At 44.6% G+C, this 15,903-nt stretch carries 13 protein-coding genes; 3 read left to right on the top strand and 10 right to left on the bottom strand.

All coding sequences use genetic code 11. The features are described 5' to 3' along the window. Positions 1-183 precede the first annotated feature (183 nt). Entirely contained in the window at positions 184-1,410 is a 1,227-nt protein-coding gene (locus Q9R46_RS11550) for a glucose-1-phosphate adenylyltransferase (RefSeq protein ID WP_311280149.1), read from the top strand. Between the two features lie 113 nt (positions 1,411-1,523). Here Q9R46_RS11550 and Q9R46_RS11555 read toward each other — a convergent pair whose 3' ends face one another. The 5 genes from Q9R46_RS11555 to Q9R46_RS11575 form a co-directional block, all read right to left on the bottom strand. Next, positions 1,524-3,077, bottom strand: coding sequence for a sensor histidine kinase (locus Q9R46_RS11555; protein WP_311280150.1), 1,554 nt, complete (start codon positions 3,075-3,077; stop codon positions 1,524-1,526). Next, positions 3,074-3,772: a response regulator transcription factor gene (locus Q9R46_RS11560; RefSeq protein ID WP_090916668.1), complete on the bottom strand. Its 699-nt coding sequence runs from the start codon at positions 3,770-3,772 to the stop codon at positions 3,074-3,076. The genes Q9R46_RS11555 and Q9R46_RS11560 overlap by 4 nt, the downstream gene beginning before the upstream one ends. A gap of 14 nt (positions 3,773-3,786) precedes the next feature. Next, positions 3,787-5,058, bottom strand: coding sequence for a hypothetical protein (locus Q9R46_RS11565; RefSeq protein WP_311280151.1), 1,272 nt, complete (start codon positions 5,056-5,058; stop codon positions 3,787-3,789). A gap of 57 nt (positions 5,059-5,115) precedes the next feature. Beyond that, complete coding sequence (locus Q9R46_RS11570; RefSeq protein WP_145331512.1) at positions 5,116-5,841, bottom strand: phosphonate ABC transporter ATP-binding protein; 726 nt, start codon at positions 5,839-5,841, stop codon at positions 5,116-5,118. Positions 5,842-5,924: 83 nt separating this feature from the next. After that, positions 5,925-7,106, bottom strand: coding sequence for an MFS transporter (locus tag Q9R46_RS11575; protein ID WP_311281011.1), 1,182 nt, complete (start codon positions 7,104-7,106; stop codon positions 5,925-5,927). A 221-nt stretch (positions 7,107-7,327) separates the two neighbouring features. Here Q9R46_RS11575 and Q9R46_RS11580 point away from each other — a divergent pair, with 221 nt between their 5' ends. Beyond that, positions 7,328-8,248, top strand: a complete 921-nt coding sequence (locus tag Q9R46_RS11580; protein WP_145331513.1) for an ArsR/SmtB family transcription factor — start codon at positions 7,328-7,330, stop codon at positions 8,246-8,248. Positions 8,249-8,308: 60 nt separating this feature from the next. Further along, on the top strand, positions 8,309-9,073 hold the full coding sequence (locus Q9R46_RS11585) for an HAD family hydrolase (RefSeq protein ID WP_311280152.1): 765 nt from the start codon (positions 8,309-8,311) through the stop codon (positions 9,071-9,073). Positions 9,074-9,120: 47 nt separating this feature from the next. Here the strand turns inward: Q9R46_RS11585 and Q9R46_RS11590 are convergent, their stop codons facing one another. From Q9R46_RS11590 to thyA, 5 genes are all read right to left on the bottom strand, one after another. Next, positions 9,121-11,421 (bottom strand): type IA DNA topoisomerase, encoded by a 2,301-nt coding sequence (locus Q9R46_RS11590; protein ID WP_311280153.1) that lies wholly within the window; start codon positions 11,419-11,421, stop codon positions 9,121-9,123. A 124-nt stretch (positions 11,422-11,545) separates the two neighbouring features. Next, on the bottom strand, positions 11,546-12,037 hold the full coding sequence (gene fur / locus Q9R46_RS11595; protein ID WP_090916681.1) for a ferric iron uptake transcriptional regulator: 492 nt from the start codon (positions 12,035-12,037) through the stop codon (positions 11,546-11,548). Between the two features lie 369 nt (positions 12,038-12,406). Further along, positions 12,407-13,894, bottom strand: a complete 1,488-nt coding sequence (locus tag Q9R46_RS11600) for a glutamate synthase subunit beta (protein ID WP_311280154.1) — start codon at positions 13,892-13,894, stop codon at positions 12,407-12,409. A 595-nt stretch (positions 13,895-14,489) separates the two neighbouring features. Beyond that, complete coding sequence (locus Q9R46_RS11605) at positions 14,490-14,978, bottom strand: dihydrofolate reductase (RefSeq protein ID WP_145331517.1); 489 nt, start codon at positions 14,976-14,978, stop codon at positions 14,490-14,492. Between the two features lie 90 nt (positions 14,979-15,068). Next, positions 15,069-15,863 carry a thymidylate synthase gene (gene thyA, locus Q9R46_RS11610; protein WP_311280155.1) on the bottom strand — a complete coding sequence of 265 codons (795 nt, stop codon included), beginning with the start codon at positions 15,861-15,863 and terminating at the stop codon, positions 15,069-15,071. Positions 15,864-15,903: the final 40 nt, after the last annotated feature.

The raw sequence follows: 15,903 nt of genomic DNA on the forward strand, positions 1-15,903 counted from the left end.
TTTCTCCAGAAAATAGATATAACGCTAACCATTACCCCATTCTAGCCAAGTTGAAAAGAAAAATGCGTTGTTTTAAAAAATGATGTTTTTTTTCAGAATTTTTACAATAGCTATCGTTTCAGAGGCTTCGCTTTCGTTTACTAATGTACTACACTGCACAAATATTTTGGGAGGGAAACGATCATGTTTAATAAAGATTGCATCGCTATGCTGTTGGCGGGAGGAGAAGGAAAGCGATTAGCTCCTTTAACCTCGAGGATCGCAAAACCCGCTGTACCGTTTGGCGGGCATTACCGGATTATCGATTTTCCTCTCAGTAACTGCGTCAACTCAGGGATCGACACTGTAGGTGTTCTGACGCAGTACCAAGCGGAATCACTGCACGAACATATTGGTCAAGGAGAGCCATGGGCACATGGCGATTCAAATGAGACTGGAATCTCCTTGCTTCCATCTTATCATACAGGAAATGACGAATACTTGGGAACTGCGGATGCCATATATAAAAATATGGACTATATTGACCAGCAAAACCCCGAAAATGTTCTAATTTTGTCGGGTGACCACATATATCATATGAATTACCGCGAGATGCTTGAATCACATAAGGCTAATCATGCAGCAGCAACTATTTCCGTAATGGAAGTGCCTTGGAACGAAGCTCACCGCTTCGGAATTATGGCTGCAGATGAAAACATGCGGGTTACCGAATTTGCCGAAAAACCGGCTGAACCAAAAAGTAACTTGGCCTCCATGGGCATATACATGTTCAATTGGCAATATCTGAAACGTCACTTGCTTGAAGACGCTGCGAATCCACATTCCAGTCATGACTTCGGAAAAGACGTCATTCCACAGATGTTAAAAGAAACCAATTCACTTTATGTATATAACTTCAATGGTTACTGGAAAGATGTCGGCACGGTGAAAAGTTTATGGGATGCGCATATGGATCTGTTATCCAACGAAGAGAACTGGAGCCTGCAACGAGAAGACTGGCCTATGTTCACCCGCGAATGGCGCTCCAAACCAAGCGCAATCAAAGCAAGACAAACTCAAATGGAACATCTGGCTTCCATGGTTCATGACTCTTGCGCTATTGAAGGCCGTGCTGAACGCTCCGTTATTTTCTGCGGTGCCGAAGTTGGCAAAGGCTCTGAAGTGCTTGACAGTGTCATTATGCCTAATGCACGCGTAGGCCGCGGTGTTCATATCGAACGCGCGATTATCGGCGAAGGAGCCATTATCAAAGATGGTGCCATTGTTAGAGGTACAGCCGATGAGATTGTTGTCGTTGGCCCCAATGAAATTGTCGCACCTAAACCAGCCGTACGCACGCAACCTGTACGTATTCTCAAAGAAGTGTATGAAAAAAGCGGTCGTCTTCGTACTGGTGAGTTATCCTCATAATTTCTTTAGGACGTACCCTAAATGTAAAAAGGCGAGCCATGATGGCTCGCCTTTCTGATTTCACTGTATACGATGTTCGTTATCTGCTACAGCAGTGTCTGTGGCCAAACGAATTAGCGCTTCTCGCCTTCAGTTGATGGGTCATGAGCCTGTATTTGCTCATTTGGGTCTGGCTCCGAAGTGGTATGTGCCGGTTTTTCCGGTGGATCAGCTTCGTTCAGTGCTTTCTCATCCGTCATATCTTGTCCAACTGAAGCTATCTCCTGATTAAGCATAGGCAAGGATACGGTCACCGTTGTCCCTGAACCAAGCTCACTTTGCATCGTAATGGTGCCCTCATGCAGTTCCACAAGCTCTTGAGTAATGGCAAGACCAAGTCCCGTGCCTCCATTTTGGTGGTTTACCTGGAAGAAACGATCCCTTACCTTAATCAGGTGTTCTTCGCTGATCCCGATACCTGTATCCTGCACAACAGCCACAATCTGACCATTCTCTTCTTTGACCGTAAGGAATATCCACGAGTTCTCATGGGAGAACTTGATCGCGTTGTCCACAATGTTTAAGAACACCTGCTTCAAACGATTCCCATCGCCGTATACATTGTAGGCACGTGTTTCGTCTGTCTCTAACTTCAGATGTACCTGCTTTTGTTCAGCTTTGGCCCATACGTTCAGCATGGTCTCTTGTACAACCTCACGGATATTAACCGTGCCTTTCACAAGCTTCATCTGGTTCTGCTGCAGTTTGGAGAAATCAAGCATCTCTTCTACCAACCCGATTAGCCGCTCTGTTTCCTTCGCGATAATCCCCATGCCAATCCGTGTCTCTTCCGGATCGTATCCACCTGAATCAAGCGTTTCACTCCAACCCTTAATACTGGTCAACGGTGTGCGCAGTTCATGGGAAATGGACGAAATAAAATCGTCTTTAATCTGGTTACTACGTACGATTTCATGGGCCATGAAGTTAAGCGTTGAAGCGAGTTCGCCCAGTTCATGTTTATAATTCCCTTTGACCCTGACATCGAGCCGTCCTTTCGCCATCTGAGCAGATACCGCTGTAATACTGTTAATAGGCCTTACAATGGAGTTGGCCATTCCAATACTGATAATAAGCACGATGGCGAGTACACCAACGCCTACGGCAATAGCCAGTAACCCCATGACTAGTAATTTAGAATTTACAGATTCGAGTGAAGTCAGATAACGTACAATGTACGTATTTTCACCACCAAGGTCGAATTTATTGGCAACTGCCATCACCGATTCGCCGGTGTTGGGTTGTCTGCCAATCCATCGTCCCATATCCCCGTTCAAAGCCTGCATAACGTCGCTCGTTTGTAACATCGCTCGATCTGATTCAAATGCCGTCGAACTCGCCAGCACGCGGCCGTTCAGATCCAGAATCTCCAGTTCAGTATTGTCTAATGCAAGTCGAACAAGGAGTCTGGACAAGTTGTTGTTGCCGTCTTCCCCATTACTGGCTCTGGCTATTGGCTCAAGGAAGTCTCTGTTATTGGTAATGTGCGTGCTAATGGTATTGTAAATGCTCTCGTAATAATACCGTTGCACAGCTAGCATAAACACAAACTCAACAAGCACCAGAGCGAGGAAAACGACAATAAAGTAGTGTAATACGATCTGCCGCGTGATCCCCTTTTTGATCATTGATCCCGGCCCTTCCATTTGTACCCGTGACCCCATACAGTTTGCAGGTATTCAGGCTCGGAAGGATTGTTCTCAATTTTTTGACGTAGACGACGGATGTTCACATCAACAATTTTGGGATCACCCATATATTCTTTGCCCCACACATGGTCCAGTAGCAAGTCACGGCTCAGCGGCGTATTTTCTTTTTCCAAGAAGAACTGAATTAAAGAAAATTCCGTGGGTGTCAATTCAATGGCTTCATTATTCTTTTTAAACTGTTTGGAGATGAGATCCAGTGAAAACGGCCCCGATTGGAACGTTACTTTAGCTGCAGTTTCACGATGTACATTGACACGACGAAGAAGCGATTGAATCCGTGCAATCAGTTCAGTCGGGCTGAACGGTTTGCTTACGTGATCGTCTGCCCCCACCGAAAGAGCGTATACTTTATCCTGCTCCTGAACTTTGGCTGTCAAGAAAATAATACCGAGCCGTTCATTCGTTTCACGAATCCGTCTGCATACTTCAAACCCATCAATGCCAGGAACCATAACGTCCAGCAGGGCAAGATCAATATCGGGTACAGATTGCAAAATGCGTAAGGCCTCATGACCATCGCCCGCTTCCAGCACTTCGAATCCGTTTCTTTTTAAATTAATGACGATAAAACTGCGGATGGATTCTTCATCCTCAAGAATAAGTACTTTACTCATCAAGTTCTTCCTTTCTATTCAGCTGAGAAGTTTTTGCTTAATGCATCCTTGCCCGCCTCAGATTGTGCAACACGCGATGCAATCACCCGATCTTTTGTTCGAGTAATTTCCTTCCAGCTCTTTCCCTTTTCAAGATCCCACTGAGAAAACGTGAAATATTTGATTTCGGCCACGGTTTCATCCGTTTTGATCATCTTAAACCGAATGTATTTTTCCTTCTCCGATTTGGTGTCAATCGTGATCTTGCCATACCATTCAGGCTTCAAGTTCAAATGGAACAAATCCGCATCATCCCGGAACTGGAACGACACAAACTTTTTCCCCTCTTTGCCATCCCACTGGTAGAAAGTATAAAACCACATGCGCGAATCAAATACGTAGTGCTCCCAACCTTTTGGTGTTTCTTTTAATCCAAACTCAATAATACCATCATTATTCACATCACCGCTTAAAATTTTGTCATCTCTGTACGTTTGATCCGGTGATTTAAAAGCACTAACGAGTTTATTGTCTTTCACATACATGATCTGTGTAAACGAACTGCGATCATCCAGATCCGCATCAAGTACAATTCCCATTTTTCCATCAGCGATCTCACCGCCAAGAGCGTTGTACACTTCTTTAACCGTATAGTCGGTAACAACACGATCCATTTCCTTAAAACTGTCATCCTGATACTGATACAATGCTATGCTGGCAAAACCACTGGCGTTTAGCGAAACAACAACAAAGTCACTCTTGCCATCTCCGCTTAAATCCAGCGCGTTACCCTGCATATCATCGATAATCACCTGATTGTAAGGCACGCCGCCCAGCACTTGTTCCAGGACTCCGCCTTTATATGAATATGCCGTTAAGGCTCTCTGATCCTGCAGGCTGACACCAACGATAATGTCCGGGTTCCCGTCATTCGTTATATCCATCACTTTGAACGATTCAAGCTCATTGCCTGGTACATCAAACGTCAGTTTTTTGACCCAGGTTCCTCCCTGCTCTTCCAAAATCATACCGTGTATACGTACATTCTCATTGGGCGTCTCGTAAAAAACAATGGCCTCGCGAATGCCGTCACCGTTCAGATCTTCCACACGAATCATGCTGGTATTGCTCATGTCTTTGGGCCGAATCAATTTACTTTCAGGCGGTGTTTCCTTCTGTACAATATTATACAGTTTCTCTTTGTCCGTAGACATCATCGGCGGCTTCATTAGAAGCTTGGGGTCACTGATCACTGTACAACCACTTAGCACGGTTCCGAGCAGAACAGCCATTGAACCCGCTGCCATGTAGCGTCCCCATCGCGAATTAAGCAATCTCATCACTCTTTTCATTAAGCACTCATTTTAAATCTGATTTTTCTCCTGCTGTGTCAATCTCCGTCCTCGTATATCAAAAGCGATCCTGCCTTCTGCGATTCCCCAGATTCGCGAAGCATGTTTCTCTGCTAGTTCAATCGGCAGTACGGCAATGACCGTAGCTCGTTCCTCTTCACACAATTTGCGTAACGTTTCAAGCACGGCATCAGCCGTATGAGGATCGAGTCCAATGACAGGTTCATCCGCCAGCACAACCTTGGCACCATGAGCAAGCGCCCTTGCGATAGCAACACGTTGCTTCTCGCCGCCGCTCATTTTTTCAGCAAGCTGATGCGCTTTATCCAGTAAACCTAAACCTTCAAGGTGATCCATCGCTCCCATGTAGTCATCCGAACGCACCATGCCCGTTGCCATCCTCCATAATGGTGTCTGGCCAAAACGTCCAATAAGTACGTTCTTTAGAGCCGTTTTTCTGGGATATAACTGCGGGTTCTGTTCCAAGTATGCCCATTCCCGCCGGATTTTCTGTTTACCGCTCCAGCCCTCTTTCAAAATATCGATGCCGTCAACGGTAAAACGCCCGGAATCCCACGTCTCCTTCATCGCCAAACATTTCAGCAACATGCTTTTGCCGCTCCCGCTGGAGCCGACCACCGCAATCATTTCCCCTTGCTGCATATCAAAACGAATATCACGTAGAATCGGAATACGATCCGCTCCAACGGATTTACTCAAGTTCTCCACTCTGATCATCGCGATGTCTCCTCTTGTCCATGTTTTTCCCTACTACTAGTGTACTCGGAAATGGACATCAATTTCCATGCGAACACCAGCTTCTATTTTAACACAAATTCCGCTTCGCGTTTACGCCGAAATAATAGACCTGTGATACCAAAAATTAAATACATAGAACCAAGCATCGTAAACATACTGCCAGGTGAAACCCAGTTGATCAACTGACCTCCCAGATTCGGTGCCACAATACTTCCAATCGTAAAGTGAAAGGACGCTACCACATTCGCTGCGGGTAACAAATCTTTAGGTAAAATATCTGCGGCATAAGCGAGTCCCAGCGAGAAAAACGAACCTACGAGTCCTCCTGCGATAAGCAACAGCACAAGTGTCAGCCAGAAATGCGTACCCGCCAAAGGAACCAGCACAAAAGCTAAACCGCCGCCCATTCCGGCTATCATTAGAATTATTTTTCGACCATATCGGTCACTTAATATGCCGAGAGGAAGCTGAAGAAATAGTCCACCAATCCCTATAAAAGGAAGCAAAGTGGCAATCTGATCCGTATCATATCCCACACGGAGTCCGTAAACGGGAAAATTGCTGTTCATGCCCGCTTCCATATAACCGTATAAAAGAGCTGGCAACAGTGCGTACCATGCCCAAGCGAAACTGCGCCGAAAGCGTCTCTCTGGAAAATGAGCATGTCCTGCTTTTTCCGGCTTGGTATCCGGTAGCTTCATCAGCACCAGAATGAGTACAGCGGCCATCCCAACAAACAGCACCAAAAATGGAACAGCATCACCATATCTGAGCAACTTGATTCCTAATGGCCCGATACTGAAACCCAGTCCGTAAGACATGCCGTAAAGGGATATATACCGTCCTCGCTTCTCTGGCGCAGTGACTAACAGTACCCACAGCTGGGCTGCATAATGTAAAGCACTGTCTCCAATGCCGACAATCAGGCGTAGCACAAACCAAATTTTAATATCAGGAAAATACGGGAACAGGATCAAGGGAAGCATAACCAGAATTAAGCCGCCAACAATCAGTTTTTTGAATCCCAGTGACCCCAGTAAACGCTCGGCTGCCAGTGTCATTGCGAATGATCCAATGTAGAGCGCAGCGGCATTTAATCCGTTTAACCCGGGAGAAACCCCTTGCTGTTCCAGAAAAATGGATAAGACAGGTAGCAACAATCCCTGACTGATCCCCGCCGCAACGATCACGGTAATTAGAATCAAATAATTAAAAGTTGAGGGTGATATTTTGGATTTGAACATCAATGCCACGGCATTTCATTCCTCCTGCAAGCGCAAACAAAGAAAAATCGCCATTGCTGACGATCTCCAGGCTGTTATTTATATGGGTGTATACTTTCTTTATAAATCGGGTCTAAACTCCGAACTTGAACATTATAGTGGACAACGCCCGGTAAAACAAGCCATAATAGTACTTAAGTCGCTGTGAATACCTAGATGTGACGGGAGGATTCTGCATCATTATGGCTTATCACGTTAAAATTGATGTTTCACCGATATATGAGATGCTCAACAGCTTTTTAGTTTATGTCACGAAAAAGTGGATCCAGCATCTGGACATTGGTCCTGAATGGATTCTGGACGTTGAGCGCAAGCTAAGTTCCAACGTACGTGCTGCGCTTGCACCCGCTGCTACGTGGCCTTTTGACGATTTCGATGTCCTGTTCGCCTGGGCAGCATATAAGAATAACACTTTAGAGAATCAAGACTTTCTGGACATGCTCACAGAGCTTTCGGCTGACGAATTATTTGCGCGCGTTTCTTCATTAATGCCTTCACTTACGATAGAAGAATCGACGCGTATTCGGAACAGCTACGTCCCATTACTGCGACTATGGGATCAGCACTATTGCCGGAACATTAGCGAAGATCATCGTGTATGGCTTGAAGAGGATGCCGAGGAGAAGCGCATTTTGCTCGAAAAAATGGGCCCTGAACTGTTGATAGAATATGCCACAGCAGGTGTTATTGTGGAACCCATCGCTGGATTAAACGAAGTGATTCTGTTCCCAACGGTGCATAACCGTCCTATTAACATGTACTGCTTCTATGAAGGTATGATGATTATTCAGTATCCCGTAGATATACCGGAAGAGAGCGAAGATGAGCCGCCAACGTGCTTGCTAAGATTCACACATGCATTAGCAGACCCGGAAAGACTTCGCCTGTTAAGATACGTTTCGGACGAGCCGAAGTCACTCTCGGAGATGTGTGAGGAGCTTGGCAAAGAACAAGATCCTGTCAAAGATCAGGTTACAGCTCTTCGCATTGCAGGTCTACTGCGTACACATTTATTAGGAAGCAATCGTAAAGAAAAATATAGCATCAGACCTGACGGAGTATCTGAATTGAATATGTTTTTAGAATCCTACATTCGCATCTAAATTAATTGATCAAGATAGTGAATGATCCGCAGGCAAGCGTAAGCAAGGAGTGAACTAGCGTTGACCTCATTTAAACAACATATCTTGTTTGACCTTGATGATACACTCGTATATTGCAACAAATATTTCAATCTCGTTCTGGGAGAGTTCTTTGAGAACATGCAGCAATGGTTTGACGGACATGCCCTGACCACACAGCAGATTCGGGAGAAACAGCTCGAAATCGATGTGACCGGAGTGAACAAAGTCGGATTTGCAAGTCACCATTTTCCACAGTCCCTGATTGATACGTATCGATATTTTTCTCGAAAATACGAGCGTGCGACATCAACCGAAGAAGAAACATATTTAAGCAAACTGGGCATGAGTGTTTACACCCAGGAAGTTGAGCCTTATCCGCATATGGTAGAAACGTTGGAAGAACTGAAATCTGCCGGGCACTCTCTTTACTTGTACACTGGCGGTGAGACCGTCATCCAGCAACGGAAAATTGATCAGATGAAGCTTTCTATCTATTTCGATGATCGAATCTATATTCGTCAGCACAAAAATATTGAAGCATTGGAAGGCATCCTGTCCAAGGGACCGTTTGATCGCCGTGCAACCTGGATGATTGGCAATTCGCTCCGCACAGATATTATGCCTGCCGTGAATGCAGGAATTCATAGTATCTATATCAAACAGCCCAATGAATGGCAATACAACATTGTTGAACTGCAGCCGAATCCGGAAACTTCGATGTATACCATCACAGCACTGGAAGAGGTCCCTAAAGTCATTCATGAGGATATCGAGCAGAAACAACAAAAAAGAACCCTTGGGTAAAGGGTTCTTTTTTTACTTTCAACTATAATATCTACAGGGGCCTATGGCTATACTTCCTGTTTTTCACCGGATAATTGACCCGTGACCACATCTTTTAAAATAATACGTGCCTTCACCGTGCTTCCATCCTTACGTTTGAACGAGAGAACTTGCGTACTGCCCTTCTCTACCAAAGACTTCAGCATCGTACTTGTTATTTTTTTGCCAGCGTATTCTTTCCAGACGACAAATGTACATCCTTCTTTGAAACGGGAACAGCCATACCCCTTCTTGCCCTCAATAATATGCCCGGAACAACCAGGTGAAGGACATGAAGCCAGCACTTCACGTACACCAGAACTTGCAGTGCTCGATTGCGAAGTTGTACCTTTGCTTGAAGTAACGTTTGCTGTTGAAGTCCTGGTCGCTTTGCTACCACTCGTTACCTTGTTACCTGCTTTGTTGCCAGCTCCTCTCCCTCTCCCCTTACCTTTGCCTCTCGCATCTTCACCAAAGGCATCAGCAGCAGCGGGAGCCTGGACACGCACTTTTTCAATGATGGATAACGTGAATTTCTTGACGTTTTCCATGAACTTGTCCTGTCCAGCTTCACCTTTAGAGATTTGATGTAACCGGCGCTCCCATTGCCCCGTCATCTCAGGCGAAGTCAACAAATCTACACCGGCACGGCGGATCAATTCAATCGCTGTTCGTCCCTTGAGCGTCAGTTGCATCTTTTTCCCTTGCAGCGTAATGTAACCTACGTTTTTGAGACGTTCGATCGTAGCCGCTCGTGTAGCCGGGGTTCCCAGACCGCTATCCTTCATCGCATCACGGAGTTCTTCGTTCTCGATCTGTTTCCCCGCACTCTCCATTGCTTTGAGCAGTGTGCCCTCGGTATAACTTTTGGGCGGTTGAGTAGCTTTCTCCTTGAACTCACTCTTCGTACATTGAACAGGCAACTCAGGCTGTACAGCGAAAGCTTTGTCCGTCCATTCCTCTGCTTCCTCTTCTTCATTGCTATTTTTCTTCGCTTTTTTCTTACCAGAAGCACCTTGTTCCTGATCGCCAGAACCCAGCACTACTTTCCAACCGATGGATAATAGTTCCTTTACAGACGTTTTGAACTGATGTTTCTCGACCTCCGTAAGTACCGTATGCTGTTTATACTCGGCGGCGGGATAGAAATGAGACAGGAAACGTCTCACGATTAAGTCATATATATTTTGCTCTTCCTTGGACAGTGTCCCTGGTCGTTTCAGTGTTGGCAAAATCGCATGGTGGTCTTCCACTCGACTGGGATTGCAGACCCCTTTGTTATTTTTATGCACCAATTCCGGTTTTGCGCCCAAAGCCAACTCACTGTACGTTCCGTTTTTAAGCAAATTCAACGTTTTGTGCATGCCTTCAATGTTCTGCTCGGTTACATAGTTGGAATTTGTACGCGGGTACGAGATCACTTTATGTTTTTCGTACAGGGCCTGTGCAATATCCAGTGTTTTTTTCGCCCCATAACCGTATTTTGCATTTGCTTCACGCTGTAAAAGAGTCAAGTCATACAACCGGTATGGATACTCCTTGGTTTGTTTGGCTTCATATTTAATAATCTGACCTGTCTTACCCTTTACACTGTTTGCAATAGCCTCTGCTGTTGCTGCATCCGTAAGTTTATCTCCTTGACGTAAACCACGGTATTCAACACCTTCCTGCCGAAACCAGGCTGCCACTTCATAGAACGTCTGTGACTGAAACGCTTCAATCTCCATCTCACGGTCATAGATGAGAGCCAACACAGGTGTCTGCACTCGTCCAACAGACAGTAGTGCATTATGCCTTGTTGTAAACGCCCGTGAGGCATTCATGCCAATCAGCCAGTCCGCTTCACTGCGTGCACGGGCAGCATAAGTCAGATTTTCGAATTCTGCGGCATCTTTCAATCCATCAAATCCACGCCGAATACTTTCAGCTGTCAAATCCGATATCCACAGACGTTTTACAGGCTGGCGCAACTTCAATTGTTGCTGGATCAGCGCAAAAATATATTGTCCTTCCCGCCCTGCATCACAAGCGTTAACGATCGCTGAAGCACGCTTTGCGAGTTCTCCGATGATTTTGAGCTGATCCTTTGTCCGCGGATTCGGTACAATTTTGAATTGATCCGGAATGATCGGCAAGTCCGCAATATTCCAGCGTTTGTATTTCGAATCATAGGCATCCGGTTCAGCCAGTCCAAGCAAATGCCCAATCGCCCAGGTGATAATGTACTGTTCACCTTCCAGATACGTGCGATTATTTTTGGCTTTTGGTTCTATGACGGCGGCAATGGTTCTCCCCATATCGGGTTTCTCCGCAATAACCAGTGTCTTCATCCGTCCATCTCTCCTCCTAAACCGCCACTATGACGGCAAAAAGGGGCCTTCCGCCGACGGAAGCCCCTGCTTCTGAAACTTATTATATCAGATTTTGGATTCAAGAGCACCTATTCCGGATGAATTAACCAGCCGCCGGCTCATCAAGCTCATGTTTTTGTCTGCACTCTTTACACACACCTTGAAAATCAAGTCGATGATCGGTCACAGCAAAACCATACTGACGCAAAACCTGTTGCTCCAATCGAAGCAATCCATCTTCCATAATTTCTTCCACACTGCCACATTCCGTACAGATCAGGTGATGGTGATGGTGAGAGCCGTCTGTGCTACGCAAATCAAAACGTGCAGCTCCATCGCCGAAGTTAATTTTCTCTACAACCTGCAAGTCACTGAGTAGCTCTAGCGTACGATAAACGGTTGCGAGTCCAATCTCCGGAAACTTTTCTTTTACCAGAAGAAATACTTCTTCTGCGCTAAAATGATCTTTCTCATGTTCCAACAACACGCGTACCGTCACTTCGCGTTGCTGAGTTAACTTGTATCCTTTATCAACCAATTGGCTTTTGATTTGGTCAATTTGCTCTGAAATGGACTTGTCCCGATTACTTGCCATACGGGTGCACCTCCGTTACATGTTATGTTACCTGTTCTTACTTAAACGTATTTGCAATCATGTACTCAATTCATTGTCATGTTTATAAGACAGCAACGTCAAAGTTAGAATTCTATTTCCCATTATGAATCAATTCGACTTGGGCCTTATTTATAATAATTATAATCTAATAATAAGTCTTTATCTTAGAAAATGCAATGCTCTTATTCACATTGTCATCAGAAATGGAAAAATTCACGGAAGATATATTGATCAAAATATATAGCAAATACCCCTCGCATATACGAGGGGTATTCATCGCTTTGTTCATAAGGTAAATACTTTATGACGTAAATTAAGAAGACACAAGGATCGAACGATGGTACTAGGTTATACCAGTACTGTTGCGCCCATCAAATATTTATCCACTTCACGAGCGGCTTCACGGCCTTCATTGATAGCCCATACTACTAGACTTTGACCACGGCGCATGTCACCTGCTGCAAATACTTTATCAACGTTGGTGTTGTATTTGCCGTAACGCGCTTTTACGTTCGTGCGGCGATCTGTTTCAAGTCCCAACTGCTCAACCAGTGTTTGCTCCGGTCCATCAAAACCGATCGCAATCATCGCCATCTGCGCAGGGAATACACGCTCTGTACCTGGAATTGGTTGATAAATTTTGCGGCCTGTCTCATCAACAATACGTTCGATTTGAATCGTGTGAAGTTCTTTAAGATTGCCTTCTTCATCACCCACAAATTTGGTGGTCATGATGGAGAATTCACGTGGATCCTCGCCAAACAAAGCTTTTGCTTCTTCTTGTGCATAATCCAGAGTATAAACATTTGGAAATTGCGGCCAAGGATTGTTAATTGGATCACGCTCAAGCGGAGCCTGAGTATGTGTACCAAATTGCGTGATCGTACGGCAACCATGACGCAACGATGTAGCCACACAGTCAGAACCTGTATCCCCGCCACCAATTACAATGACATCTTTATCTTTTGCAGAGATGTAGTTGCCATCCTCCAGGTTGGAGTCCAGGAAGCTTTTGATGCTTCCATTCAGGAAGTCCATCGCATAGTGCACACCTTTCAGGTTAGCACCTTCAATGTTAAATTCGCGTGGCTTGGTTGCACCGCCACACAGAACAACAGCATCATAATCATTAACAAGTTGCTCAGCCGGAATATCTTTTCCGATCTCTGTATTCGTAATAAACTGAATTCCTTCGGCTGCGAGCAGGTCTACACGGCGTTGTACCACTTTTTTATCCAGCTTCATCGTTGGAATTCCATACATTAATAATCCGCCGACACGGTCTGAACGTTCATATACCGTTACCGTATGTCCAGCCTTGTTCAATTGAGCCGCTGTTGCAAGTCCCGCTGGACCTGAACCAACTACAGCTACACGCTTACCTGTGCGTTTCTCCGGTGGCTGTGGAACAACCCAACCTTCTTCAAAGCCTTTTTCAATAATGGCTTCTTCGATCGTTTTGATCGTTACAGGCTGACCAATCAGGCCCACAGTACATGATCCTTCACAAGGAGCTGGGCAGATACGGCCTGTAAACTCCGGAAAATTGTTCGTTTTGTGAAGACGCTCCAGCGCTTCCTTCCACAAACCGCGATAAACGAGATTATTCCATTCTGGAATCAGGTTATGAACCGGGCAGCCTGACGTACCGCCAGTCATATCTATACCTGTATGACAATAAGGGGTACCACAATCCATGCACCTTGCACCTTGTGTTCTGAGTTCTTCTTCAGCCATATGTTTATGAAACTCTTCCCAATCCTTGATGCGCTCCGCTGGCTCTCGATCGGCAGGGAGCTGCCGTTTGTATTCCATAAATCCAGTAGGTGTAGACATCTTACGTTTCCCCCATCCGTTCTTGTCTTAATCCCTTCATGCGTATGCTCTATATGAAATGGATTACTCTTTTACTTGAGTTTTTGTCTATTGTATCACAAAATCTACTCAAAGATATTTCAATTATAGTAGCATTTACGGCATTGAATATTAAATGGATTATCCGCATAATTATTTGTATTTTATACATCATAGCGTTCAACTGAACGTATGGTCAATAGCTTAAATTTGGTCTTAAACCAGAGTATAAAGTTTTTTCACAAGCGAAAGTTAAGAATAAAAAAAGAAATAACGTCATATAAATGTAAGATAAATTGTCATTAAAATCAAGCTTTTCAGCGGAATTTAAACTCATTTACGAAAATCAAACTCGATTTAAAGCTTTACAACGTTGAAATTCTACAGTTTTTAGACTATTCAACCATAAACGCATGCTGATCCAATGTATATTATGCAAAATCCACCAGTCGATGTGTCACATTGATGTGATGAAATAACATTTGAAATAATTGTTCACAGTCAATACAAAAACATTGTATTAAAAAAGACACTGTTCACGGAAAATTTCGTGTGATCAGTGTCTTCACATGTTTATCTAACGTTTACGCTCGTAAAACTCGAATGTAAAAGGATATACATTTTTCTCATCCTGCTCGCCTTCGATCTGCTTCTTTAACTCCCATTCGCTCCAGTTCACTTCCGGGAAAAACGTATCTCCCTCAAATTGCTCATGAATCTTGGTGACGACGAGCCGATCTGCAAACGGTAGAAACTCCCGATATACCTGAGAACCTCCAATTACGCAAAGCTCTTCACCTTGAGCAGCCTTCAGACCTTCTTCAATCGTATGTACGATCTCTGCTTGATCCGCTCTATAATTCAAGTCTCGAGTCACAACAATATTACGACGGTGAGGGAGTGGCTTGCCGCCGAATGATTCCCACGTATTACGTCCCATAATAATCGTTTTGTTTATCGTTTGCTGCTTGAAAAAAGCCATATCCTTTGGCAATCGCCAAGGAAGAGAATTATGATGTCCAATCACACCATTCTCTCCCATTGCCCATACCAATTCAATACTCAAAGGCCGCACACTCCTTTCTATTTGAAACCGTCCATGTATAACTGCTTCACCCTCACCGTTTCATAGATAATCGCTTAACGCTCATTTGCATTAGACTGCAATTGGAGCTTTAATGCCCGGATGATGCTCATAATTTTCAAATTCAAAATCCTCGAACCTGTAATCAAAAATGGAATCAGGCTTACGTTTAATCACCAGCTTAGGCAAAGCAAACGGCTCACGCTCTAGTTGCGTTTTCACCTGCTCCACATGATTGGAATAGATGTGCACATCTCCACCAGACCAGATGAAGTCGCCCACTTCCAGGTCACATTGCTGTGCAATCATATGTGTCAGAAGTGCATAACTGGCAATATTAAATGGCAGACCAAGGAACGTGTCCACGGAACGCATCGTCAGCATACAAGATAGTTTACCCTCAGCCACATAAAACTGAAACGCAAAATGACAAGGCGGTAATTTCATGTTGTTAATTTCGGCCACATTCCACGCACTCACCAGATGACGGCGGGAATCGGGATTATTTTTAATGGAATCTATAACAGCAGCGATCTGATCTATTTTCTCCCCGTTTGGTGCTTCCCATGTTCGCCATTGTGAGCCATATACCGGTCCAAGATCGCCATTTTCGTCTGCCCAATCATCCCAGATCTTCACACCATTTTCTTTCAAGTAGGCAATATTCGTATCTCCGCTCAAAAACCACAGCAACTCATGAATAACTGACTTCAGGTGAATTCGTTTGGTCGTTACAAGTGGAAAACCTTTGGATAAGTCATAACGGAGTTGCCTACCGAAGACAGACTGTGTCCCTGTTCCAGTTCGATCTCCTTTGTGAACGCCGTTGTCCAATATATCTTGTAATAAATCGAGATAGTTTTTCATGTTGGTGTCTCCTCGCATCTCTATATATGTTACGTACCCA

The sequence above is a fragment of the Paenibacillus sp. RRE4 genome, from assembly GCF_031844205.1.
GTDB classification, from domain to species: Bacteria; Bacillota; Bacilli; order Paenibacillales; family Paenibacillaceae; genus Paenibacillus; species Paenibacillus xylanexedens_B.

Coding starts and splice junctions, on each gene's coding strand:
- Q9R46_RS11550 (WP_311280149.1), top strand. CDS start 184: ATGTTTAATAAAGATTGCATCGCTATGCTGTTGGCGGGAGGAGAAGGA.
- Q9R46_RS11555 (WP_311280150.1), bottom strand. CDS start 3,077: ATGATCAAAAAGGGGATCACGCGGCAGATCGTATTACACTACTTTATT.
- Q9R46_RS11560 (WP_090916668.1), bottom strand. CDS start 3,772: ATGAGTAAAGTACTTATTCTTGAGGATGAAGAATCCATCCGCAGTTTT.
- Q9R46_RS11565 (WP_311280151.1), bottom strand. CDS start 5,058: ATGGCAGCGGGTTCAATGGCTGTTCTGCTCGGAACCGTGCTAAGTGGT.
- Q9R46_RS11570 (WP_145331512.1), bottom strand. CDS start 5,841: ATGATCAGAGTGGAGAACTTGAGTAAATCCGTTGGAGCGGATCGTATT.
- Q9R46_RS11575 (WP_311281011.1), bottom strand. CDS start 7,106: ATGTTCAAATCCAAAATATCACCCTCAACTTTTAATTATTTGATTCTA.
- Q9R46_RS11580 (WP_145331513.1), top strand. CDS start 7,328: ATGGCTTATCACGTTAAAATTGATGTTTCACCGATATATGAGATGCTC.
- Q9R46_RS11590 (WP_311280153.1), bottom strand. CDS start 11,421: ATGAAGACACTGGTTATTGCGGAGAAACCCGATATGGGGAGAACCATT.
- fur (WP_090916681.1), bottom strand. CDS start 12,037: ATGGCAAGTAATCGGGACAAGTCCATTTCAGAGCAAATTGACCAAATC.
- Q9R46_RS11600 (WP_311280154.1), bottom strand. CDS start 13,894: ATGTCTACACCTACTGGATTTATGGAATACAAACGGCAGCTCCCTGCC.
- thyA (WP_311280155.1), bottom strand. CDS start 15,863: ATGAAAAACTATCTCGATTTATTACAAGATATATTGGACAACGGCGTT.